The sequence below is a fragment of the Bacillus sp. PK3-067 genome (assembly GCF_056738645.1).
Genome location: NZ_CP096490.1, coordinates 1817320 through 1841366, shown reverse-complemented (window position 1 = coordinate 1841366; position 24047 = coordinate 1817320). Strand labels below are relative to the sequence as shown.

The window sequence follows — 24047 nt, the reverse complement described above, 5'->3', positions numbered from 1 at the left end:
CATCATGCAATTCTCTTACAAATTATGAAGTAGGCTCTGGTTTCTGTTTTACCGTCTTTGCATCCTTTGCTGGTTTAATCCAAATGATTGCTATGATAGCACCAATGGCAGCGAAAATACTTGTCAAATAAAACACTTCATGGTCCGCCCCTTTCATGAAAAAAGAATATAAAGGTGGTCCAGCTGCTACACCGATAAATCGCATTGAACTATAAAATGACGTAACCGTTCCCCTTTGCTCCTTTTCAATTCCTTGTGTAATGAGGGCATCTAAACATGGGAGTGCCATACCAATCCCTATCCCCATAATAACGAGACAAAGAAGTAGTAAATAAATCCCTTTTATAAATAAAGGAATGATGACTGATGCAGCTGCCATTAAAAAACCAATATAAATACACTTCTTCATAACATTTTGATTATCTCCAATTTTTTTACCGGCCATATATGAACTAAGTGACAGTACAAGTAACGGGATAGCAAGCACACACCCTTTCCATATACCATGAATGTCATACTTTGATTCCAGTATAGTCGACAAATAAAAGAGAATTCCGAATAAAATAAGCATAATAATTGCACCTAATGCAAAAATGGCAATTAACCATCTTCCTTTTTCTCGAAACGTAGACAGAATAGATTTTATAAACTCTTTAAGTGGTGGTACTTCTCCTTCTTGTTTCTTTGCCTTTACTAGAACAAGTAACAAAACAATTGATATGATACATAAAACTGGAATCGCCCAAAATGGTAAGAACCATACAATGGCAGCAAGAGCAGATCCTAAAATAGGGCTCAGCACTTTTCCAAATGTATTGGATGTCTCAATAATTCCCAAGCCTGTACTAACTTGTTTTTCGTCTTTGTATAAATCACCAACACACGGTATAACAACCGGCATTGCCCCAGCAGCACCAATACCTTGAATCGCTCTACCGATTAATATCCAAGTGTAGGGATTATCAACTTTCCAAGATACCCAACCAGTTATAGCTCCTCCTATAGCCGCAATCAGCAAACTCGGAACCATTACCATCTTTCGTCCCCATCTATCTGATAAATAACCAGCAATCGGTATAAGTAAAATGGCTACGATAGAGTAAATTGTAATAATCATGGATACTTGAAACGATGAAATATGTAATTTCTTTTCAATTGTCGGCAAGATTGGAATGAGCATTGAATTCCCTAATGTCATGACAAGTGGAACTGATGCAAGCGCAATTAAACAACAGTTTTCTTTTTTTAACATGTTGATTTCGGAACCTTTCATCATATATTTCTTACCATATAATAGCCCTGCTGGAACATAATTTTCATTCCACCAGGGCTATTACATCTTTAATACTTCCCATTCACAACAAAAGAAATTGGGTAAAATATAGTATTACTTTTATTCTTTGAATTCTGTTCGCAATATATTCATACCAATTAATTGAAAAAAAAAAGAAAGGAAGAATCCTTCCTTTCTCCTATAACCTTCTACATTTAGCGAGTATATCCGCCACCAAGCTGTTGTTCTGCCATCGCTACTAGGCGTTTTGTGATTTCACCGCCTACAGAACCGTTTGCACGTGAAGAAGTATCAGCTCCAAGTTGTACACCGAACTCTTGTGCAATTTCATACTTCATTTGATCTAAAGCTGCTTGTGCTCCATGTGATGCTAATTGATTAGAATTACGATTTCTAGCCATTACCAATCACCTCCTTATTTATATATAAATTGTGTTAAATTCAAATTAAAATACATGGAAATTTTTGGTTATTTTTTACCATAAAAAAAGAGCCTCTAAAACGAGACTCTCACATCATTTCACATTACGAACTTACTACTTCTAATTTTCTATTTATTAATACTTTCATTTCTTCTTTTAATATCTCTTTTGAATTATGTCCAAACCATTCTAAGGAAGCAAAAAGATCCGTACCTCTCACTTCCTGAATAATCTCATCATAATTTACAATACCTTCAAATAACGGAACCATACCAATACGACTTCCTGCTGCAGCATATACATTATTAGGTTCAAACACATGCAAATAATCCGCTGAAGATATATTCTTAAAATGGTAATGTAGTGTCCACGGCTTTAATCGATGGAAACTGTCTATTGGATCTGCGCCAGACTCCCATATATGAAGAAAATCAAGATTTATTTTTAAATTCGGATGGTTTACTTCTTCTAATAACTCTATAGTAGAAGGCAATGTGTCCGTTAGTGTATTGGGATGTGTTTCTAACAGCACATACATATTGTTCTGAGCAAACACATCACAAATCTTACGTATTCGCTTCACATACTCTTTTCTCTCTTGTTCCGAGAAGTCCTTGCTCCCTTTTTGCCCAGCAAACGTGCGAATTTTATTCGTATTAAACCAATTAGCTAGTACTACAAGTTGTTCACTTTTCTCTATCGTTTTTTCAAAATCTGCTGATAATGATATATCTAAGTAATCACTTATCATCGTAATTTCTAAGTTTTTATCCTTTAGAAAATTCAATTCTCGTTCTGTCGTTTCACGTTCTTGCATGTACAAATTTTGTGCATGCGTCCCCCATAATTCAATTCCTTCAAAACCGTTTTCATATGCAAATTGAACAATATCAGTAAATGAAATTAATTGATGACGAAATGAAATGGTACATAGCGAATATTTCATAGTATTAAACTCCCCTATCTTAAATTCAGTTAGCTTATTAAAGAGTTGCGACAGATTGATTTGTTTTCATACCTTTCCATGATAGAAACTGTCTCTCTAATTCCTTCTTAATTTGCAGTTCAATTGCATTCATTTCATCCAGTTTTTCAATAATCGATACTAGCATACCTTTATTATTCGTCATTGCCATTTTAATTGCACGATACTGTACATTTGTAAATCCTTGTACAATATCCTCTACCCGATCACACCAATAATCAAATTCTTGCTCCGAATATTGCAACGTTTCACGGAAGTATGCAAAGGCATGCTCATAACTATATTTACGAATTGCAAGTACTGGTATTTGTTTTACTGCTGCTACAAGTCCAGAAAGCGCATATCCTTCTTCCTCATTTGCCATTTTTACAATTAAATTTTTCAGTTCCATAGTCAGTTCATTTTCGTTCTTTTTGAATGTTTCTGTGAAATAACTAGCTACTGTTTCTTGCGTTGGCTCCCCAATTCCTTCTATATCAATGAAATAACCTCCACCAAATGGGTTATCTTGAATAGAGTGAAGTACTTTTTCTCTTTCCATATTTCCTTCCCAACGAAAATCAGGATCTAGCATGAACCACTCTTCTTCTTTCTCTGTTTTTGATATCATTAAATAATGTGGAAACGGTTTTTGATGAAATTTATTTTCCCTCTCTGGTAATAGAGACATATCAACCATTACAATGACATAACGATTTTCCGGCTTGTTTTCTACTAATTCTAAAAACGTTTCTACATTGCTATCTTTATCTTTTGCATGATCATACCATTCGTTTACTTTAATACCGTACAATTTTTCAAACCAAAGTAAATAATGATCATGGTTAATGTTTTCAGAGTGATATGAAATAATTCCGCCTTGTGTTATATCAAAATCTCCATCCCATAGTCCAAAATAAAATGGACGAAAATCAATGTCGCTACGCCTTTTTATAATTTCACAAAAACAACTCACTAAACAGTGCACTTTAATTGAAGTCATACTCTCATCCACTTTCCTAAAGGTTAGTTATTCACATTTACTTCCTGTAACGGCTCTAACTCTTCCATAAAATCAAGCAAAGATCCTACAGTAAGAAATGCCTTTGGGTCTACCTCATCCTCTGGAACGCATAGCTTTACATCCATTTCTATGTATACAATAAGCTGTAACATCATTACCGAATCTATATATAAATCTTGATTTAAGCGCATCGTTTCTTCTAAATGCGTTACATTTTTCAGTTCCATTTTTTCTATCATAATTTTTAACACGGCATTCTTTAACGCTTCCCGTCTCATGTTGTAACCTCTCCCATCTCTAGTAACTTTCTACTTACTTTTCCAGTTTTATTTTTAGGAATTTCATTTACACTTTCAATTTCATGCGGAACTTTATAAGAAGGTAAGTGCTGAATACACCATTCTCTTATTTTCACTGGATCAACATGAGAGATCACTTTCGCTTTAACTATTTCGCCCATCACAGGATGTTTCCCCCGATATACAATTGCCTCTTGCACACCTTCCAATCGAAGCATCGTTTCTTCTACCTCTATAGGAAAGACTTTTAATCCTGAGACATTAATTACATCGTCCATACGCCCCATAAAATGAATGCCACGCTCAGATTTATACCCTAAATCCTTCGTGAAAATTTCCTTATCATTCATTTTCACGACGATTTCTTCCGGTGCATTTTCATCTGAACCTATGCTTATACTTGCATGAGGTAGAGGGTTTCCTAAATCTAAATGGCTTTTCATATCATGACATATACTAATACAACCTGCTTCAGAACAACCGTATTGCTGCATCATATATGTTGTCATTTTTTTTAGTTTATAAAATAGTGCTTCTGGCAAAGGCGATCCTGATGTCATAATTTTATGAAACTGGAACGTTCCTAATGGAAAACTCCCCATAATGTGTAACATAAGTGGTACTGCATATATAATATGTTTTTCTGTATTGCGAACTATATTTAATGCGAATTTAGGATTTTTGTTCGTAATGATTACAGGCTTGCTCCCCCTCGTAATTGCTGATAACGTACCACATATTAGTCCGTATGAATGTGAAACAGGAGCCATAACGATTGGCACTTCATCTACTTCACAGTTTAAAGCTTCATTATAGGCAGTAATTTCTGTATCAACTTCCGTCCATGCTCTACGAATCAGTTTCGGTTCTCCCGTAGTTCCCGAACTATATTGCAATAAAGAAGGCTCTTCTAGTAAAAAGTTCCCTACTTCTAATTTTGTAAAATCGCCATATTCTCCATATAAAATCCCTACACAATTCGCACGCTTTGCCATTTCAATAGCCGTTTCTTTTGGCGTATCTTCATGTATAAGTAATACTGATGATTTCTTTTCTTTTAAGAAAAACACAAGCGTAATAATATCGAATGGATCTTTCAGACAAAGTGCAAATCTATTTCCTTCTGCTTTTTGAAATTGTTCCATTTCCTCATAAACTTGTAATCTCAATTCAAAATCACTTTTGCTATACTCTTGTTTATTAACGATTAGCATAATTTCCCCCTGTAACAGCTGATTTTTGTTTCATAAGTTGTCTTACTCTATACAATGGATTTGGAACTTCATGAACAAGCGATTCCACATCCATATATAATCGACGTTTCGTTAATTGTTCAGCATAGAATGTAGGTGCATATAATTGAATATTTTCAAATCTACCTTTCAAATGTGGATATATTCTTAAATGATTTTCAATTTCTTCAACAACCATCATCCAAAAATGTTCTTCTTTCAATCCATACTCATCCGCAAGTACGAATGCTAATTCTCCTAAATTAAACAGAAATAGTGCATCTAACACCATCTCTTGCAAACATTCAATGCGATCCATTTCAAAGAAATCATTCATTTTTCCATTCGCATATGTTTTATGCATTTTAGTAAAGTCGGGACATTTGTCAACTTCTTTCAAATATGGACGATAAAACTCAAGCCCTTCATGAAAATCCTTTAACGCAATACGAACAGGCACCCCTTCTTTATGGACTAGAATCATATTTTGTCCATGTGATTCCAGTGCGATGCCATGCTCTACAACAAGATGTATAACTGGTATTATCGCTTTTTGAATAAGTAATTGTAGCCAATCCTTCATTCCATATTTATTCAACCACGCATCAATAATTGGTGTACCATCTTTCTCTTTAGCGTATAAACCATTAAAAGGAATTGCATCCTCTTGTGCATCTAAATACTTGTGAACGCTTTCGCGCCAAATGCATCCTAATGAACCATATATAGCTTTCTTATTCGTGTCATACGTTACACTTGAAAACTCACTTAACAAGATTAAACGTGCTTCATCCATTAAATAGGCGTCATTACTTACAACATCATTTAACCAATTTGATATTACTGGTGCACTTACAACAGAGTATGGTTTCAGCGTACGAAGTGTTGAAGTGTTGAGTAAATTCATCGATAATTTAACGTACGGTTTCTTTGGACTCGTAATATTTCTTAACGTTCTCATTGACTGTTGCGCGCAATAATCGTCCTCTGATGTTCCTAAATAAATAATAAATTTACCCTGTATATGATCCGCATAATTTGAAATGATGAAATTCTCCCACTGCCATGGGTGAACAGGTATAAACACGTACTGTTTTGGATTACATCCCTTATTACGAATTCGTTCCATAAACTCTTCTAATTTACGATCGCCAATCTCCTCTTTTAAAATGTTGTTATACATCACTTCATTCTCATAACCTACAGTCGCATAATTCTTATGTGCTGCAATCCATATGAGTTTTATTGGCTGCATAAATTCATAACCATATTGAAAATTGTCACGATATTGAAATCCAACACGTGCTTTATAACTAGGATGATATGGATGGCCATCTATTAATTGGCTTTCAAACTCATCGTAAGATTTTTGAGTATATTCTCTCTTATTATTTCTTTCATATTGTGCAATCGTGTCTTTAAATATTGTTTGTTCTAATTCGTGCATAAAAGAATCTAATTTAGCTTGTTCTACACTAGTAACCCGAAAAACTTCTTCTAGAAATTGCGAGACAGACTGTATTTCTTGCTGTTCATCTTGGACTCTTACTATTAATGAGTCTAAAGAAATACGTCCAAATGTCATCCGTTCCCTGCCATAGCATTTGTACGTGACACTTTTGTCTTCTTCATCAAGTCCTTGTATTAGAAAAAGAATTTGTTCTTCTTTTTCTATGCGAACCGGCGTAATAATCCCCTCATAAATTAACGATTCTACTAATTGACGTAGCACTCTTCTTCGTACTGAAATGCAATCTTCTGATTCGAGCGCCTTCAATACTTTCGTATGATACATGTCCACTCTCATAAAACCCTCCACCTTATGACAAAATACCATTATTTGTATTACGTGAAATTTTAACGCTATTTATGAACGAACAGCCACTTCTCTAACGAGCGGATTATGTACTTGCACATAAATTGCTTGCTCTAATGGATTACTTAACTCATCGACATCGAAAAATCTCGTTAGTAAATTTGCTTTACACGCTAACTTATCTTCGTCCAATAATTCTCTTAAAAATGTTGAAGGTTCCCGGTTAGACGGAAGGAATGATTCAAGTACAGACCTTAATTCCGAGAGAAGAATTTCCTCCTTAATTAATCCTGCTGTGCCAAAACCATTAATGAGGCCAAACATATGATTGAAAATTAAGTAGTAACGAAATCTCTCATCCACAATATAGTCGTCATATAAATTTCCAGTACGTTCTCCAATACCAGCTAATTCATTATTAAGCTTTTCTTTCATTGAATTACAGAAATAAAATCCTTGATTATCACGGAAATAATATTTGACCGGATAACCATCTTTTAGCTGAACAACGCTATTTTGCTGATGAGCTTCTAATGCAACACCATACTGTAAATACATCCATACCATTGGCTTTAAAGAAATATTCATATATCGTCTAAACCACTCTAAGCTTACTTCTTCACAGCTTTTACTTTCTAAATCTGCTAGACGATGAATAATATTCGATAACCGCGTACGCTCTCCAGGTATAGCGTCTTGAACTAGCCCAGCAATTAATGTTGCGTCGTTTGCATGTTCACTATAAAAAGGATTCTCACGAATAATTACTTCAAATCCAGATTCTTGTGTTCCATAATTTAATGTAATAAAGGCTGGATCACAAATAAAATCAAATCCTGGAAATCTTTCTCGTACTTCACCAATAGCCGTATTTAACATTTCCTTCCCTTCAAGACCACTCTCAAGTTCTTTCAGTTTATTAATACGCATTGAATTCGTTACTTTCACCGGAAATGAAAACTTAAGCATATACTTCGAATCGGGATGATACAGTGTCCTTAGTGATGATGTTGCCATATAATACTTACCTACAGGTCCAATATACTCAAGCAATTCTTGAACTATCCAATCTTGTACGTAAGCTTGATGCAAGAGCCATTCTGCCTGAAGCGGATGAATTGGAATTAATGCATATTGATCTTCCTTACAGTACTTCGCTATAAATTCCTTACTAACCGTCTCATCATTGCTTAATTCTTCTTTTATAATCATTGTTGTAGAATCTGATAATAATGATTTTTCATTTACTATACTTTTATGTGCCCGAAAATAATGAAGCTGACATTCTCCTTTTAATTCTGGAGAATACATTGCACTTTTCCAATCCAATATCCCCTGTCTACTCTTTGGTGTAGGATGAGTTAAATGCCCAAATAATAAAGACTGCTCCGCTTCTATAAAAGTTGTATGGAAACCGTATAATGCGGATTTATCTTCTATTCTCTCTTTTGTAAATTCCTCAATATTTTGACAACTACGAATGACTCGAAGCATAAGTTCCGCAGGATTCGTTCCTTCTCCGTAGTTGATAGACATCTCTTTTATTAAAAATGTAATAACTGTAACGTAATCTGCTGTAATAACAGAATTACTATCTCCAATTTGATAATAAAATTGTTCTCCAAACAAATGGCGATCTGTTGATGATTTATATATAACTTCTCCATACAAAGTAACGTTCTGTGCCGATAGCCGACAACATAAATATGTGGGGACTGTATCTCTATTCAACGTATTACTGAAGATACTCTTCATTCTTTCATCCTCTGTAATCCATTCTCCACTCCCTGTTTCTCTTAAATAACAGTTTAAAAAGCTTTGTAATGTTGCATGTTCTGCGATTTGTTTCGCATGCTGCATGTTGGTCCTCCTCTTTATATTAACGCTATGAGAATTTCATATTACAATTGATAATTGAATATCGTTATCAACTATGATTCTAATTGATAATGATATTCAATTCAATAGTATATTTCAGAATTTTTTTATCTGCTTTAATTTTTATTGTTTTCCCTCTTTTCTTTAATCTAGTTAAAAATACACAAAAAAATACTCAGTTTCAAACTACATACTTACTATTTTTCATTAGTAATCTATCCAAAATGTTTAAACAAAAGAGGTATACCTTAATTGGTATACCTCTTTCAAACATAAAATTTACATAATAATATTATTTATATCTCTCCAGCAATATGCTGTCTCTTCTACCTGTAATCGCTCTAAAAATTTTGTATCAATTTTTTCTGGGTTAAATTTTTCATAAAACTTTTTAGAAGGATTATTCGTAACAACCCAAACTAAAAGTGATTGCATATCATTATTTATACAATCCGATAATAAAGCTTGAAATAACTTTTGTCCTATTTTCATTCCTTGATACTCTTGTAAAAGGTAGATTGCATATAATTCTCCATCACAATTATATGTACCAGTTCTTTCTACTCCCCCATCGATGAATCCAACTATTTCTCCATTTAAATTCTCTGCTACAAATCTAAATTGATGATTACCCTCTTTTTGAAAAATATCTTCCCATTGTTTTTCTCGTTTCTCATATGCTATATTATCTAGAATTTCGTCAGCAAATATCCCTTTATACGTTGCTTTCCAACTATCGACATGCACCTTTGCTATACCTTGTATATCATCCTTTATTGCTCTTCTAATATGTATTCCCATCATTTCTCCCCCTTTATTACTCATCATTATATCAATTTCATTCCTTAAAAATCCAAATAAAAAAGAGTGAATTCACTTCACTCTTTTTTATCACAATTATCTACTTTCCACTTCAACTGAAACTACTCGATCAATCTCTTTCAGGGAACTATATAATTCTGTTGTATATAAATCTTCTGGAGCTAAAATAACCATCTCTAGTTGCTGAAATGCTCCACTATCTATATCTTTAATTTTCACGCGTTTCACATGCATGCCTAAATTTTTAATTTGCTTAAATATACCATCTAACTCATGATGCTCTTTAACAGTAATTTTTATAGATAAATCCTTTTGTCTTAATGAATACGGTCCTGCAATTTTCACAAGTTGCGGAAGTACATTAATCGCTAAAATAATTAAAACCATAGCAACTGTCGCTTGTAAATAAAATCCCGCACCAATTGCGATTCCTAAAGCTGAAGCAGCCCACACCATAGAAGCTGTTGTTAATCCAGAAATAACGTCATTACTTCTTCGTAAAATGACACCTGCGCCAAGAAAACCAATTCCACTAACAATTTGAGCGGCCAGTCGCATCGGATCCATATTTGTATGTCCTGGAACAGAATATACATGCACAGATTCAATTGAAACCATCGTAATTAAACAACTTGCTACAGAAATAACCATACTTGTTTTCACACCAAGTGGTTTATTCTTTAGCTGCCTATCTATCCCGATGAATAATCCTAAAAAGAGTGCTAAACCTAATTTGAGTAAAAATTCATATGACATATTCCTATTCTCCTTACTTTACAATGTTTCCCTTAGAATAACTCACTATAACTCTTTTATGATATCAATTCCAGTCTTTTCTATTCATTTAACGTAAAAAACCGAAAAAACATTTATAACGATGTTTCTCCGGCTTTTTATTACACTTTAGATTCTTCTTTATTTCTGATCTTTAATCTTAATTTCTGCACCTTTGTAGAATGCTAATTTACTGTCATTATACTCTTTTGTAAATTTGTTAAACTGCTCTTTCGACTTTTGTGCTTCCACATTTAATTCATTAACAGTTTTAACTTTTTCACCGATTTCTTTTAATTTCGTTTCTTTTACTTTTAATTTTTCATACAGTTCTTTTTCAGTCGCTAACACTTTCGTGTAATTTTCATTCATCTTTTGGAATGCATCATAACGATTCTTATACGACTCTTCTACTGCTTTTGCTTGTTTTTGTAACTTCTTATCTTCAATCTTCTCTATATTACTTTGAACAGATTTCGTTTCCTTCTGTGCTTTTTCTAGCATTTCTTTCTCACTTTTCAATACTTTTTCACGATCATCTACATTTGCAGTAGCTTGCTCTATTTTCTTCACAACTGCTTCATTATGATCTTTACCTTCTTGCAAAATTTGAGCATATAATTCTTGCCCTTGTTTCTCTAACTGCTCTAATTTTTTTGCTTCATCCACTAAAGATTTTTCTTGTGTTGCTGCTGTTTCAAAAGCTGTATATAGATTTTCTTCTGGCTTTTCACCGAAACAACCTGTTAAAAGTCCTACTGATAATGCTCCAACTACTGCTACTTTTCCATACTTCAACGTTCATTCCTCCATTACATACGGTTATCATGCCAGAAGTTCACTGGGAAGTGACTCTCTTCATGATAAGCTTCAAACTCATAACCTTTTTCTTTTAGCCCCTTTAAAATTGCTGGCACAGCAGCAACTGATTGCGGGTGAATATCATGCATTAAAATTACTTCTTGTGGTTTTGTTGCGTTTGTTAATACGTTTTGAGCAATTTGTGCTGCAGCTGCATCAACTGGCATTTTATTGTATCTCCAATCTAATGAATCAATTGTCCAATCCCATACTTTAAATCCGCCTTCTACCACTTTATTTCGGAGACCTTCATTCAATCCAGGCATCGAACCATATGGAGGACGTGTTAATTTAGGTGATTTCCCAATAATATTAGCGATTAAACCTTGATCTTCTTTCATCTCATTTACATACTCGCCATTTTTATATAACTTTGCGAAATTATGTGTCATACTATGCATGCCTACATAATGACCCTCAGCATTTTCACGTTTCACTAAATCAGGAAATTCTTTTACATTCGCTCCAATTAAAAAGAACGTCGCCTTCGCATCATGTTGTTTTAGCGTATTTAATAATTCAGCCGTATATTTCCCTGGCCCATCGTCAAATGTAAGATAAGCAACTTTTCTTTCTTTTCCATTAAAACGACTTGGTGCCGTTTTATTCATTTCAACTTTCGGCTGTTCACTTGCAAGCTGCACTACATTTTCTTGTTTCGCAACAGCTTTTGCTGGTGAAGTAATTGATTGAAACATGTAATACCCAATAGCTACTGCGGCAATCGCTATTAAAACGACTACTATTTGTTTAATTTTTAAAGCTTTTTCCATTCTATCGAATTCCTCTCCCTATTAATCTTATATATAAATCGCCCAATATAATTATACATCTATTTATTTTTATTTCACCATATAAATAGATTTTATTTGTATTATAATGGGAGTTTTATCAAAATTGTTGTTCCTATTCCTTCTTTGCTTGTAACACTAAGCACACCGCCATGAAGCTCTACCATTTTTTTAACGATAGCTAAACCAATACCTGCACCTGCAGCATGATTATTAATTTGGTAAAATGATTGCTCAATATATGGTAAATGTTCTTTAGCAATTCCAATCCCTTCGTCTCTTACCTTAATCACTGCTTGTCCTTCTATTTTAGTCACTTCAATGTGTATTGTACTTTTTTTATGTGAATACTTAATTGCATTTTGAACAATATTCAAGAAAACTTGCTTTAACCTATTTCGATCTCCCATCAATTCAATTCGGTCTATAGTAGTAATAAATTGAATTTCCTTCTCTTCCGATTTAGGAGTTAATTGCCAAATCGTCTCCTCTAGTATATCGTACAACTGCACCTTTTGTTTATATAAATTAAAATGATTTGATTGTAATCTTGAAAAATCTAGCAATTCTTCTACTAAATGAATCAATCTATCTGTCTCACCTGAAATAATGCCCATACCTTGCTTTATTTCTTCTTCTGTTAAATGATCTACTGTTTTTAACGTCTCACTCCAACCTTTAATTCCTGTTAAAGGCGTTCGTATTTCGTGCGAAATAGAAGCAATGAATTCATTTTTCATCTGCTCAGCCTTATCTATTTTATAGGCCATATAATTTAAACTATGTGCCAATTCACCTAATTCTCCAGGATAATCTTCTTTAATTTTTTGCTTTAATGTGCCTTCTGCAATTTGTGAAGAGGCTTGAATAATGGATTCAATTGGCTCAACAAATGAATTTGCCAAACGTCTACTAATTAAGAAGGCGACTCCCGAAATAACAATACCTACAGAAATAGTAAACGTAATAATTTCAATAATCTTTTTATTTACATTTGTTAAAACAGTCGTATATTTTAAAACACCAATAGTTTGTCCTTGATGTATAAGTGGGCTTAGCACCTCTAGTTGTTTTTTATTACCTTTCGTAGTAACTTGATTATACATTTCACCTTCTAATAATGATTGTGGAATATTCACTTTACCTTTTACCTTTTCACCACTTGAAGATTGTATAACCGAGCCGTGACGATCAATTAACTGTAATTCTGTTCCTTCTAATTGAAAGCTACTAATTATGTCACCACTATATTCTTGTAATCGAATAAAGTATAGTGAATTGTATTCTGAAAAAAAACGTGTACTCGTTTTCGCATGAGACTCTATATATTGCACAATACCATTATAATAGTATCGATAAATTGAGACTGAAAATACAACTTCAAATAATACAAGCATAAGTGTAATGACCGTCATAAAATATAAAGTCACTTTCCGTTTCATCTTATACTTTCCTTCCACACATATCCTTTTCCCCACACCGTAAGAATAAATTCAGGTTCTGATGGATTACATTCTATCTTTTGACGTAACCGTCTCATATTTACATCTACTACTTTCGTCTCACCTACGTAATTGGTTCCCCAAATCATATTTAAAATTTCATCACGCGAAACTGGCTTTGAAGCCTGATTCATTAAATACTGTAATATCATATACTCTGTAGGTGTTAAATCGACTAATTGTCCATCTTTATACAATCTTTCTTCTATAATATTTAACGAAAATGGACCTGACGTAACAATATTCGTTTTTTCTTCATGTACTTCTATTCTTCTTAATAAAGACTGTATACGTGCAGTTAATACTACTGGACTAAACGGTTTTGCAATATAATCATCTGCACCTATTCCTAGTCCTTGCACCTTATCTTCATCTTGTACACGTGCGGTTAACATAATAATACCCATTTTTTCATTTTCTTTCCTGATAGCCTTACAAACTTCTAAACCATCAATCCCCGGTAACATTACATCCAGCAGTGCTATATCAACAGTTTGTTCACTCAAAATTTGTAACGCTTCTTCTCCAGTAGTAGCTTCTATTACATAAAATCCAGCACGTTTTAAATTTAAAACAATAAAGCTACGGATCGTTAATTCATCTTCTAAAACTAAAATTTTTGACATAATTCCCACCTCCTACTCTTGTTGATAATCCGCTAGCGGTTTTATATATGCTTTCACTTTTTCAAATTCCGATTGCTTCGGTACTGCATATACGTGAGAAGCCGTTTTAATTGCTGCGCTGTAGCCTTTTATATTGAACCATTCTTTCCGCTTAAAAATATGAACTTCAAGCCATATTTTATTTGTTCTTGTATCCAAAAACTTTTGAGAATTTGATTCTTTTTGCTGATCTGGTATTGTAATTTTCCCTATTAACTCTTTAGGAATTTTCACATAATACCCTTTTTCTATATCTATATATCGTTCTTCAATTGGTTTAATTCCAGATTCACTCCACTGTATGTAACGTTCAAAAAGCGGACTATCACCATGTGATTTATCTTCCCAACCTTTTGGGCGTACAGTACGAACAAATTCAATAATGCCGTCTTCATTAACATCTTTACTTTCTACAACATATTCATTAAATAAATCTTCTTTCCCATCTATAGGTAATACTTCATAATGATCCTGATCAAATTTTGCTACATAAGTTATACCTGAATGAGCCCCTGTTCCCGCATCGATTACAACTGCCTTTAATGATTTAGAAATACGACCCATTTGTATTCTTTGAATACTATTTATATACGGATCAAATGTAACCTCTGACAATACCTTAAACTTTTCAATGAACTGAACCTTCAACTGTTCATCTTTCATATGCGAAACAAGGCTTATGTCTTTAAAACCATTTTTGTTTAAATCATCTATAAATAACTTTGTATACTTCTGTCTATAAAATTCCTTTATATCGTCACTCTCATCGGAAAAAACATACATTGTGTTTTCTAATAAATCACGATTGGTAGTTATTCCTATCAATAGTTCCCTTTTCCCACTCCCTGTGAAATCTCCTACCTCAACAATATCTACTTCTTCCCCATCAAATGTATAGGTTGACTTCATATTCCATCCATTATTTTTCTTCTCATATACGGCTAAATATATATGATAATCTTCATTAGGTATTTTATATACGATGACAGCTTCTTTTTTATTATCTCGCTCGAAATTCATTGACCATGTCGTCTGTTTATCTCTATTAGACATTGGAGTAAGTAAGCGATAATTAACAGGTAAATCTTTATCAATTTGTTCCTTTAATTCATTAATCCATTTTTCATTTGTAGGAGCTTCCATTAGACTTGTTGGAGCTTCAGACATTTTACATCCAGTCAATATAAAGATAATTCCCATCATACTTAACCATTTCTGCATATGATATCTTTCCTTACCACAAATTTTGAATATGTCCTTTTACTTTTTTACCTATCCATTATACTCATACATATGAGTATAATTTTTCTAAACTAAAAAATCGTTACAGAAAAGTTACAAATACATTCCAAAAAAAAAGATTGGCAAAAGCCAATCTTTTTTTATTATTCATTTCGGACTGATTTTGGCGTTACACCTAAATGATCATTTAATTTTTTTGAAATATCTTTTACATTTTTTTCATTTGGAATGTAATAATAAATACCACCGATACGTTTATCTGTGCCTTCTATTTGCAATTTTTCCATTTCCAAATTAGATCCTGCCATATTTTTTGTGATGGCAAGCATATCGTCAAATGTTAAGTTCGTTTTCATATTTTTATCAACCGCATCTAGTAAAGAGCCCATTTTGCTAATTGATTGAACAGACATCGCTTTTTTGGCAATTGCTTCTATTACAAGTTGCTGTCTCTGTCCACGCATTGCGTCACTATCAATTTTACGCGTTCTTGCAAGTGCAAGTGCTTGTTCTCCATTTAAATGTTGGTAACCTTTTTCTAAATGGATCATACCAGCTTGGTCTTTACTATCTTGTTCAGTGAAAGTAACTGGTACATCAATATCAATACCACCAATTGAATCGACAATTTGTACGAATGATTCAAAGTTAAACTTCACATAATAATCAACAGGGACATTTAAGAATCTTTCCACCGTATCGCGTGTGCTTTCTACGCCACCAAATACGTGAGCATGAGTAATTTTATCTAATTTTTTTCTAGTTGGAATATAAACACGTGAATCACGTGGAATACTTACTAGCTTAACAGACTTATCATCTTTATTAATTGTTGCTAATAAAAGTGCATCTGTTCGAACTGCTTCGCCATATTGGCTTTTTCTCATTTCACTTCCATCTACACCCATGATTAATATTGAAATATTATCCTTTAAAGGTTCAACTTCTTTATCACGCTTTGATGACTTTTCAATTTTCGCATACGCATCATTTACAACAGCTTTTGCTTTATTATATATAAACGAACCATATCCTACTCCTCCAAAAATAAGTAGGAAAAATGGAATTAATATGAACCATTTTATTGACTTTCTTTTAGAACGCTTTTTATTACTTCTCGTATTTTGTTCTAATTCAGAGCTCATACCCATTCGCCTCTCTTTCTCTTTACCAAGTATAATGTAAGTCTATTTATCTTCATATTGAATTTCCTTTCAGTAACCTTACAATTTTGTAAGGTTACTACTAAAACCCAATATGTATTCCATTTCACATTATACTCTCGTACTTATTTTTGGCAAGTCACTATTTACCAATTTCAAAAATTTAGCACTTCGCAACATGCAAATTTATAAATTCATTAACTCTTTCATTTTAAATTAGGATATCTTTTTCCAGATAAACGATATGAATAAAGAGTCCAGCTAATGATAAAACCTCTATGAATACAGTATATTTCACGTTATTATTTCTCAAACGGCGTATACATGCTTTTCTTCCCCTGATTATCAATAAAAGCCGACTTTGCTTTTATTTTCGTTTTTTCTACTTCCATGTCTTCATTTGAGAAGTTCACAATGATTTTAATATTTTTTCCATAAGAAACAGATTGTACTAGCTTATCTTCTGACAAATACGCAAAATTCGTCATCTCTTCTTTTACTGCTTTTTCATGAACTTCATTCCAAACTTTTAGATGCTCTGTAATTTCTTTTTTATGCTTATTCCACTCTACTTCATCTAAATGGTACAACGGAGGAACATTATACAATAATTCAGACAGCATTCGATTTCCAACTTCATCTTTTACCTTTAAACTTCCCCATTCCCAATGGTGCGTTGTAATAATGGAATCATTGTATACTAATTTATATAATGGTACCGAATATACTGGGTTTAAATACACTTGTTTATATTCTTCTTTCAATGGTACTTGTTTTGCATATTTTTCGGGAACATTTTGATTTGGTGACCAATATCCACCGACATAATACGGACTTGTTTTATTTTTCCGCATATCTTCATCGTCCCATTTAATAACAGGTGTTTCAATTCCGTGTGCAAATGCAATCGTACTACTAGCAAAATCATTTCCACCTTCAGAACCAACGACCATACCCTTTTCTTGCGCAATGTAGTCCATTCGTTTTAAACGTGCTTTTAAATCTTGCTCTTGTGTCGTTATATGTTTCGCTGAATAGTCATCGTAAATTTCACCTGTCGCATCACAATCAATAAACCATGAATTATATTTAGGACCATTTTGTAATATATCATTCATGCGTTCCTTTACACTAGGCAGCGATAAAGTCGGGTTTAACTTGCGACCTCTGCCTAAAAAGCCTTGCACCTTTTCTCCGTTTTTCTTCGTTACAGTAGCCTCTTCATATAATGATGGGTCATTAAAGGATGCTGTGTTCCAATTTTTATCACTTTTTTCGTGAATGGAATGATATGAATCATACGGACCAACTAAATACCCCATTTCCTTCGCTTTTGTCACGAAATTAGGTTGCATAAATCCTTGTTCCCAGTTCGGCAGACCAATCCACGCTTTTTCTATTCCTACCTCTTTCATTTCCTTTAGTATGTCCGTTCCATCTGCATTACCCCATTTACTTACCTCTTCAACCGCATCACCAAGTAGCGACTTTAATAAATGCTTATTTAAGCTATACAATTCTGTGTTCGTTAAGTGACCTACACCTTTCTTTAATAGCACACTAGCTTCCTGATCAACGTTTTGAAAAATATCCTCTTTATAAAATTCCTTCATGGATAATACTTCGCTTATATAACGTAAAATAACATTTTTTTGATACTTATCAATGAAATCTTGTTTACTTACTTGATCTAATACATTCAGTTCCCCAGGCTCTGAACTATTCTTTTGAATAAGTTCTTTTATATGACTAAACAGCGGGCTATTTATTTGCTCCCTTAGTTTTGGCCAATTTATATTATTTTCTGATAGACCATTTTGATTCCAAAAATAAAAATGCGCCGCTCCATATAACTTTTCGATTTCTTTATTTTTTCTAGCCTTTTCTTGTAATGTTTTAAATTCACCTTTTCGAACAATATCATCCTTATACAGTTTAGCAATGCTTACCGCATCATTATTTGTCACATATAATTGAAATCCATATGTTTTATTTTTATTTATGCTCGGAAATTCATGTGTAAAATCAAATCCTATTTTCGGATCCGAATGAAACTTCAATTCATTATTAAACATATTGTTTGCAATATATACAATTGAATATTTCGAACCATTTAATGCGAAAAACTTCATAGAAAATGATTCAGCAAATGAATATGCATCATCCTTTAAAAACTTCTTCCAATTCTCATCATTGCTCGGAATTTGCTTACCCTCCCATAACGGAAGTGTATAATTTTCAGCTTCTACTTTCGGCCATGTAAAGCTTTCTGCACCAGTCGATTCCACTTCAATGTTTAAGTGGTCTTTTTTCTTTTCTAATTTTATTTTTACTTTTTGATCTGGATATTCCCACGATGTACGATCCTTTTCTTTTTTTACATTCGATACCTTCATTTTCGGTAGGGGTCGTGATGCCTGTTCCTTTACCCCCTCATGTTCTACAGTTAATGTGAATGTTTCTGGATTTACATCATAAGTAAAATCTTTATACGTCGATTTCTTTATTTTAGACTCTTGTACAGCATTACTACCTTTTACGTCACAACCGACTAAAGTCGAAAATGGCATAGTTGTTAGAAGACATATCGCTATCATTTTTTTCATCCTCTGCACCTCCACCAATGAATATACAGGTGGTTTGTTACAGGAATGTGGCAAAAAATAATAGAGCTAGCATTTTGCTAGCTCTATTTGGATTATTAAAAGTTGATATGAATAACTATAACTTGCTTAGAAGATATGTAATACAGTAACTGCATTTTTTCTCAACAATTATGAAACTAAACAAATCAAAATTTTAACAAGCATTCTTTAACTGAAAAAATAAGTGTATACAATGTATCCTAAAAGTAGTACTAAAATGATTATCCCTGTACCTTTCCAATTCATACCGCCTGCTATATCAACTGGACTACCTGTTTCCGCTCTATTGAGTCCGTCATGTAAAGAACCCGTAGGATTACTTTTTAATTCAATTTGTCTCATACGCTCTCTTTTTTCTTCTGGTGACTCTTTATTCATTTAATCACCTCCAAAATGAATGCACTCTTTACTTACATTATTCAAAATCAACATTTGTTTTATATTTTTTTCCGAAAAAACCTAATTTAAAATAGGTTTGCAACGTAAAGAAAGCTAGCCATGCCAGCTTTCTTTACGATCCAATATGCTCTTCCTTATTTACAATAATACCTTTATGGTCGATTTCAAGCTCACATACTTTCATATCTGTAAATACTCTCGCTAATTGCTCAGCGATTTCTTGACGTTTCTCATATGGCGTTAATATAAAAATAGATGGTCCCGCACCGCTAAGTGCTGTACCGTACGCACCAAATTCTTTTGCGCATTTACGAATAGATGGTAATAACGGTACGAGTTCTAAACGATATGGCTCGTGAAAATGGTCTCTCTCCATCATTTCACCTACAACTTCCCACCGCTTTTGACATAATGCAGCTACTAATACGTTACTTATCGCACTAGCTTTAACTGCCTCATGAAACGGAAACATCTTTGGTAATACAGATCGACTTTCATCTGTATTTAATTCTTCATTCGAAATAAGAGAAATTACCCCTAATTCCTTGCTCTCAATTCTTACGACGGAAATATCCTTTCCATCAAGTGCTCCGATTACAGTTCCACCTAATATAGAAGCAGCAACATTATCAGGATGTCCTTCAAAATTTGTAGCAATTTGAACTTTTTGATCAGCAGTTAAGTTCAAATTGCCTAGTTGATTCGCAAGTTCTATCCCAGCTACAATCGCTGATGCACTACTTCCTAGCCCTCTTGTTAATGGGATATTACTAGTAACTTCTATTATATGGGGTGATATAGAAGGACAGACTTTACATGCCGTGCTAACGATTAAATTTTTATCGTCTGTCGGAATTGATTCTTCAAAGGAATGGATTACTTGCCATTTATCAGCTTTTTCTTTAACCACCACATCTAAATACAATGACAAAGCTATTCCAACTGAATCAAATCCAGGACCAACATTTGCCGTACTAGCAGGGACACGAACACTTAATGGTATCACGACATAATCACCCCTTTAATATGATCTTTAATCTGTTCTATATCATTTGACAAACTTGCGATATCTAGTTGATTTGAAGAAATAGCGATATCAGGATCCTTCAAACCATTTCCAGTTAATACTGCAACAACTGTTTCTCCCTTTTTGATTTTTCCAGATTTAACATGTTTAATTACGCCAGCTAATGAAGCATTTGATCCCGGTTCAGCGAAAACTCCTTCAGTTTTTGCCAATAACCTATACGCATGTAAAATTTCTTCATCTGATACCATATCTATTTCACCACAAGACTGCTCGGCAGCCTCTACTGCATACGACCAACTTGCTGGGTTACCAATGCGAATTGCTGTTGCAATTGTTTCAGGGTCTTCAATTACATGCCCTTTTACAATTGCAGCTGCTCCTTCCGCTTCAAAACCATGGATTCTTGGCTTCTTATAACCTTTTTCTTTCTCATATTCACAGAAACCTTTCCAATATGCTGTAATATTTCCTGCGTTCCCAACAGGGATAGCTAGAACATCTGGTGCATTTTGCAATTGGTCACAAATTTCAAATGCTGCCGTTTTTTGCCCTTCAATTCGATAAGGATTCACTGAATTTACTAACGTAATCGGCTCTTCTGCAGCAATATTTCTTACAGCCTTAAGTGCATCATCGAAATTCCCTTCTATTGAAATAATTTCAGCTCCATAAGCGACCGCTTGCGCTAATTTTCCATGTGCAATCTTTCCTTCTGGTATTACGATAATACATTTCATCCCAAGACGTGCCGCATATGCTGCAGCTGATGCTGATGTATTACCTGTTGATGCACAAATGATTGCTTCTGAACCTTCTTCTTTCGCCTTAGCAACTGCCATGACCATACCACGATCTTTAAAAGAACCTGTCGGATTCGCTCCTTCGTACTTACCGTATAGCTGAATCCCTAATTGTTTTGATATATTTAATAATGGAATAAGTGGCGTGTTTCCTTCCATTAAGCTGACATCAGGTGTATTTTCATTCACTGGTAAATAAGACGCATACTGTTTTAATAGTCCTTTATACATATTGTTTTTCCTCCTCAATAATGTAGTAACTGTTTATTTCACTCGCGACAGCTTCTATCGCTTCTAAAACTCGTTCAAATTGATACTTGGAAGTTCGATGTGTCACAACAACGACTTCTGCCAGTTCACGGTTTAAAGGTAATTGAATAACCTCTTTTAAACTTACAGAATAATTAACGAAACATTCTGTTATTTTTTGTAACATCCCAGGCTCATCTCGTAATGAAATACGTAAGAAATATTTCGAAACTACTTCTTCATCACCTTGTAATTCATAAGGAACTGGTTCTTTTAACGCACTTTTATTTTTCGGAACTTGATTCATATTTTTAACGATTGAAATAATATCACTTACTACAGCAGAACCAGTCGGTAACTTCCCAGCTCCGGGTCCATAAAACATTACTTCTCCTACCGCTTGACCATGGACATACACCGCATTAAATTCATTATTCACATTTGATAATGGATGCTGGCTCGGTAAAAGCGTCGGTTCTACACTTAAATGAATGGCTGGTCCTTGTTTTTCAGCCTTACCAATTAACTTCATAGTAAATCCTAACTTTTCAGCCATTTGTAAATCTTCTTTTTCGACCTTTCGAATCCCTCTTACTTGCACATCATCTAATGAAACATTCATCGAAAAACCTAAGTTTGCAAGAATTGCTACTTTTCTTGCCGCATCTAGTCCATCTACATCTGCTGTCGGATCCGATTCTGCAAAGCCTAATTTTTGTGCTTCCTGTAAAGCCTCTTCATAAGACCATCCATTTTGACTCATTTTTGTTAACATATAATTTGTTGTACCATTTACAATTCCCATTATTTTTTCAATTTGATCTGATGCTAGCCCATCAGTTAGTCCTCTTAACACTGGAATACCGCCCGCTACACTCGCTTCGTAACATAAATCACAATCATTATCGTTCGCCAGTTGAAGAAGCTCTGCACCATATACAGCCATTAAATCTTTATTTGCTGTTACGACATGCTTTTTATTTCGTAAAGCCTTAACAATATGCTGCTTCGCTTCTTCAATTCCACCCATTACCTCTACTACAATATCAATATTTGAATCATTTAGAACTTCATCTGCATGACTTGTTACTGCAATTCCATCAATACAAACATCGCGTTCTTTTTCCAAATCACGTACAACGACTGTTTTCACTTTCACTTCGTATCCTGTATCAAGTGCGATTTTTTTATAATGTTCTTTCAAAATATGAACAACACCACTTCCGACCGTACCTAAACCTAATACCCCAACATTTATAACGTTATTCATCTTCTAATCTCCTCCTAAAAGTTTAATTGTTACATCTATAAATCACCTTACTCTGCTTTTTTGTCATGCAGGTGGTGGTTATTTCCGTACTTATAAATCGTTTCATATTACCGCACCTCCTTTCAAAGTAATAAAAAAACACACTCTTCCCTAGGAAAGGGACGAATGTGTTTTCGTGGTTCCACCCTTGTTCCAATCTAGACGTACCTCCTCCTAGATTGCTCAAGTTCAGATAACGGCTGATACCGTCAATAATTACTAGATTACTCGTTCACTATTGAAGTTCAAAGGTGGTAAAATCATTTCTCGTGTTAGGAAGCTCACACCCTTGGCTTCCCTCTCTGTAAACCGTAAAAATGATTTCTTGTCCTTATCGTTACTTTTTCGTTCATGTTTATTTGTTAACTCATTATACTCGCATAAAAAACAAAATCAATACTATTTTTTAATTATTTTAAATTTTAAATTTTCAATCTCCAAATCCGTAAAAAAACACACTCATCCCTAGGAAAGGGACGAATGTGTTTTCGTGGTTCCACCCTTGTTCCAATCTAGACGTATTTCTCCCTAGATTGCTCAAGTTCAGATAACGGCTGATACCGTCAATAATTACTAGATTACTCGTTCACTATTGAAGTTCAAAGGTGGTAAAACCATTTCTCGTGTTAGGAAGCTCACACCCTTGGCTTCCCTCTCTGTAAACCGTAAAAATGATTTCTTGTCCTTATCGTTACTTTTTCGTTCATGTCTATTTGTTAATTCATTATAGTTATCAACTTTTTAAAAAGCAAGCCTATTTTTACTAACTATTTTCAAGAATTTTTTTTATTATATTTCACAATATCATTATGCAACCGCCACTCAATTTACCTATTTTGTTATTTCTCCAGTTTATAAATCAACGG

General features: G+C 33.9%; 21 protein-coding genes and 2 other annotated features. All 21 genes read right to left on the bottom strand.

From position 1 onward, the window contains the following. Nucleotides 1-22: 22 nt before the first annotated feature. Entirely contained in the window at nucleotides 23-1252 is a 1230-nt protein-coding gene (bcbE, locus tag M1D73_RS09530; protein WP_121868406.1) for a bacillibactin exporter BcbE, read from the bottom strand. Nucleotides 1253-1488: 236 nt separating this feature from the next. After that, nucleotides 1489-1695, bottom strand: a complete 207-nt coding sequence (locus M1D73_RS09525; protein WP_000113545.1) for an alpha/beta-type small acid-soluble spore protein — start codon at nucleotides 1693-1695, stop codon at nucleotides 1489-1491. 124 nt (nucleotides 1696-1819) lie between these two features. Beyond that, nucleotides 1820-2662, bottom strand: coding sequence for a sugar phosphate isomerase/epimerase family protein (locus M1D73_RS09520; RefSeq protein WP_000877685.1), 843 nt, complete (start codon nucleotides 2660-2662; stop codon nucleotides 1820-1822). A 37-nt stretch (nucleotides 2663-2699) separates the two neighbouring features. Further along, nucleotides 2700-3683: a DUF6005 family protein gene (locus M1D73_RS09515; protein WP_000200730.1), complete on the bottom strand. Its 984-nt coding sequence runs from the start codon at nucleotides 3681-3683 to the stop codon at nucleotides 2700-2702. 23 nt (nucleotides 3684-3706) lie between these two features. Further along, nucleotides 3707-3982 carry a petrobactin biosynthesis protein AsbD gene (gene asbD / locus M1D73_RS09510; RefSeq protein ID WP_001250560.1) on the bottom strand — a complete coding sequence of 92 codons (276 nt, stop codon included), beginning with the start codon at nucleotides 3980-3982 and terminating at the stop codon, nucleotides 3707-3709. Beyond that, the gene (locus tag M1D73_RS09505) at nucleotides 3979-5217 is read right to left on the bottom strand and encodes an AMP-binding protein (RefSeq protein ID WP_000909573.1); all 1239 of its coding nucleotides are present in this window, start codon (nucleotides 5215-5217) and stop codon (nucleotides 3979-3981) included. Before M1D73_RS09505 ends, asbD begins: the two co-directional genes overlap by 4 nt. Continuing rightward, on the bottom strand, nucleotides 5204-7042 hold the full coding sequence (locus tag M1D73_RS09500) for an IucA/IucC family protein (protein WP_001261812.1): 1839 nt from the start codon (nucleotides 7040-7042) through the stop codon (nucleotides 5204-5206). Before M1D73_RS09500 ends, M1D73_RS09505 begins: the two co-directional genes overlap by 14 nt. Nucleotides 7043-7102: 60 nt before the next feature. Continuing rightward, nucleotides 7103-8911: an IucA/IucC family protein gene (locus M1D73_RS09495; RefSeq protein ID WP_001163349.1), complete on the bottom strand. Its 1809-nt coding sequence runs from the start codon at nucleotides 8909-8911 to the stop codon at nucleotides 7103-7105. Between the two features lie 297 nt (nucleotides 8912-9208). Then, the gene (locus M1D73_RS09490) at nucleotides 9209-9730 is read right to left on the bottom strand and encodes a GNAT family N-acetyltransferase (RefSeq protein WP_000511208.1); all 522 of its coding nucleotides are present in this window, start codon (nucleotides 9728-9730) and stop codon (nucleotides 9209-9211) included. A gap of 96 nt (nucleotides 9731-9826) precedes the next feature. Further along, entirely contained in the window at nucleotides 9827-10507 is a 681-nt protein-coding gene (locus M1D73_RS09485; protein ID WP_000119510.1) for an MgtC/SapB family protein, read from the bottom strand. Between the two features lie 159 nt (nucleotides 10508-10666). Then, entirely contained in the window at nucleotides 10667-11323 is a 657-nt protein-coding gene (locus tag M1D73_RS09480; RefSeq protein ID WP_000873566.1) for a YkyA family protein, read from the bottom strand. Nucleotides 11324-11337: 14 nt separating this feature from the next. Continuing rightward, on the bottom strand, nucleotides 11338-12159 hold the full coding sequence (locus tag M1D73_RS09475) for a peptidoglycan-N-acetylglucosamine deacetylase (protein ID WP_000409484.1): 822 nt from the start codon (nucleotides 12157-12159) through the stop codon (nucleotides 11338-11340). 101 nt (nucleotides 12160-12260) lie between these two features. Continuing rightward, a complete protein-coding gene (locus M1D73_RS09470) occupies nucleotides 12261-13619 on the bottom strand; it encodes a sensor histidine kinase (RefSeq protein ID WP_121868374.1) in 1359 nt (452 codons plus the stop codon). Further along, on the bottom strand, nucleotides 13616-14305 hold the full coding sequence (locus M1D73_RS09465; protein WP_000036068.1) for a response regulator transcription factor: 690 nt from the start codon (nucleotides 14303-14305) through the stop codon (nucleotides 13616-13618). Before M1D73_RS09465 ends, M1D73_RS09470 begins: the two co-directional genes overlap by 4 nt. A gap of 12 nt (nucleotides 14306-14317) precedes the next feature. Continuing rightward, complete coding sequence (locus tag M1D73_RS09460; protein ID WP_001174871.1) at nucleotides 14318-15565, bottom strand: hypothetical protein; 1248 nt, start codon at nucleotides 15563-15565, stop codon at nucleotides 14318-14320. 164 nt (nucleotides 15566-15729) lie between these two features. After that, the gene (locus tag M1D73_RS09455) at nucleotides 15730-16731 is read right to left on the bottom strand and encodes an LCP family protein (RefSeq protein ID WP_002182662.1); all 1002 of its coding nucleotides are present in this window, start codon (nucleotides 16729-16731) and stop codon (nucleotides 15730-15732) included. 320 nt (nucleotides 16732-17051) lie between these two features. After that, complete coding sequence (locus M1D73_RS09450) at nucleotides 17052-19355, bottom strand: glycoside hydrolase (protein WP_481158013.1); 2304 nt, start codon at nucleotides 19353-19355, stop codon at nucleotides 17052-17054. Between the two features lie 207 nt (nucleotides 19356-19562). Next, nucleotides 19563-19772 (bottom strand): DUF6366 family protein, encoded by a 210-nt coding sequence (locus M1D73_RS09445; protein WP_001031473.1) that lies wholly within the window; start codon nucleotides 19770-19772, stop codon nucleotides 19563-19565. 133 nt (nucleotides 19773-19905) lie between these two features. After that, on the bottom strand, nucleotides 19906-20799 hold the full coding sequence (gene thrB / locus M1D73_RS09440) for a homoserine kinase (protein ID WP_121868376.1): 894 nt from the start codon (nucleotides 20797-20799) through the stop codon (nucleotides 19906-19908). Next, nucleotides 20796-21854: a threonine synthase gene (gene thrC / locus M1D73_RS09435; RefSeq protein ID WP_121868377.1), complete on the bottom strand. Its 1059-nt coding sequence runs from the start codon at nucleotides 21852-21854 to the stop codon at nucleotides 20796-20798. Before thrC ends, thrB begins: the two co-directional genes overlap by 4 nt. Continuing rightward, nucleotides 21847-23142: a homoserine dehydrogenase gene (locus tag M1D73_RS09430; protein ID WP_001066901.1), complete on the bottom strand. Its 1296-nt coding sequence runs from the start codon at nucleotides 23140-23142 to the stop codon at nucleotides 21847-21849. The genes thrC and M1D73_RS09430 overlap by 8 nt, the downstream gene beginning before the upstream one ends. Before the next feature lie 154 nt (nucleotides 23143-23296). After that, nucleotides 23297-23528 (bottom strand) — a binding site (T-box leader). 122 nt (nucleotides 23529-23650) lie between these two features. Then, nucleotides 23651-23882: a binding site (T-box leader), on the bottom strand. Nucleotides 23883-24047: the final 165 nt, after the last annotated feature.

Bases quoted from the DNA above. Each gene is read 5' to 3' on its own strand.
- bcbE (WP_121868406.1), bottom strand. From the start codon at position 1,252: ATGTTAAAAAAAGAAAACTGTTGTTTAATTGCGCTTGCATCAGTTCCA.
- M1D73_RS09525 (WP_000113545.1), bottom strand. From the start codon at position 1,695: ATGGCTAGAAATCGTAATTCTAATCAATTAGCATCACATGGAGCACAA.
- M1D73_RS09520 (WP_000877685.1), bottom strand. From the start codon at position 2,662: ATGAAATATTCGCTATGTACCATTTCATTTCGTCATCAATTAATTTCA.
- M1D73_RS09515 (WP_000200730.1), bottom strand. From the start codon at position 3,683: ATGACTTCAATTAAAGTGCACTGTTTAGTGAGTTGTTTTTGTGAAATT.
- asbD (WP_001250560.1), bottom strand. From the start codon at position 3,982: ATGAGACGGGAAGCGTTAAAGAATGCCGTGTTAAAAATTATGATAGAA.
- M1D73_RS09505 (WP_000909573.1), bottom strand. From the start codon at position 5,217: ATGCTAATCGTTAATAAACAAGAGTATAGCAAAAGTGATTTTGAATTG.
- M1D73_RS09500 (WP_001261812.1), bottom strand. From the start codon at position 7,042: ATGAGAGTGGACATGTATCATACGAAAGTATTGAAGGCGCTCGAATCA.
- M1D73_RS09495 (WP_001163349.1), bottom strand. From the start codon at position 8,911: ATGCAGCATGCGAAACAAATCGCAGAACATGCAACATTACAAAGCTTT.
- M1D73_RS09490 (WP_000511208.1), bottom strand. From the start codon at position 9,730: ATGGGAATACATATTAGAAGAGCAATAAAGGATGATATACAAGGTATA.
- M1D73_RS09485 (WP_000119510.1), bottom strand. From the start codon at position 10,507: ATGTCATATGAATTTTTACTCAAATTAGGTTTAGCACTCTTTTTAGGA.
- M1D73_RS09475 (WP_000409484.1), bottom strand. From the start codon at position 12,159: ATGGAAAAAGCTTTAAAAATTAAACAAATAGTAGTCGTTTTAATAGCG.
- M1D73_RS09470 (WP_121868374.1), bottom strand. From the start codon at position 13,619: ATGAAACGGAAAGTGACTTTATATTTTATGACGGTCATTACACTTATG.
- M1D73_RS09465 (WP_000036068.1), bottom strand. From the start codon at position 14,305: ATGTCAAAAATTTTAGTTTTAGAAGATGAATTAACGATCCGTAGCTTT.
- M1D73_RS09460 (WP_001174871.1), bottom strand. From the start codon at position 15,565: ATGCAGAAATGGTTAAGTATGATGGGAATTATCTTTATATTGACTGGA.
- M1D73_RS09455 (WP_002182662.1), bottom strand. From the start codon at position 16,731: ATGAGCTCTGAATTAGAACAAAATACGAGAAGTAATAAAAAGCGTTCT.
- M1D73_RS09450 (WP_481158013.1), bottom strand. From the start codon at position 19,355: ATGAAAAAAATGATAGCGATATGTCTTCTAACAACTATGCCATTTTCG.
- M1D73_RS09445 (WP_001031473.1), bottom strand. From the start codon at position 19,772: ATGAATAAAGAGTCACCAGAAGAAAAAAGAGAGCGTATGAGACAAATT.
- thrC (WP_121868377.1), bottom strand. From the start codon at position 21,854: ATGTATAAAGGACTATTAAAACAGTATGCGTCTTATTTACCAGTGAAT.
- M1D73_RS09430 (WP_001066901.1), bottom strand. From the start codon at position 23,142: ATGAATAACGTTATAAATGTTGGGGTATTAGGTTTAGGTACGGTCGGA.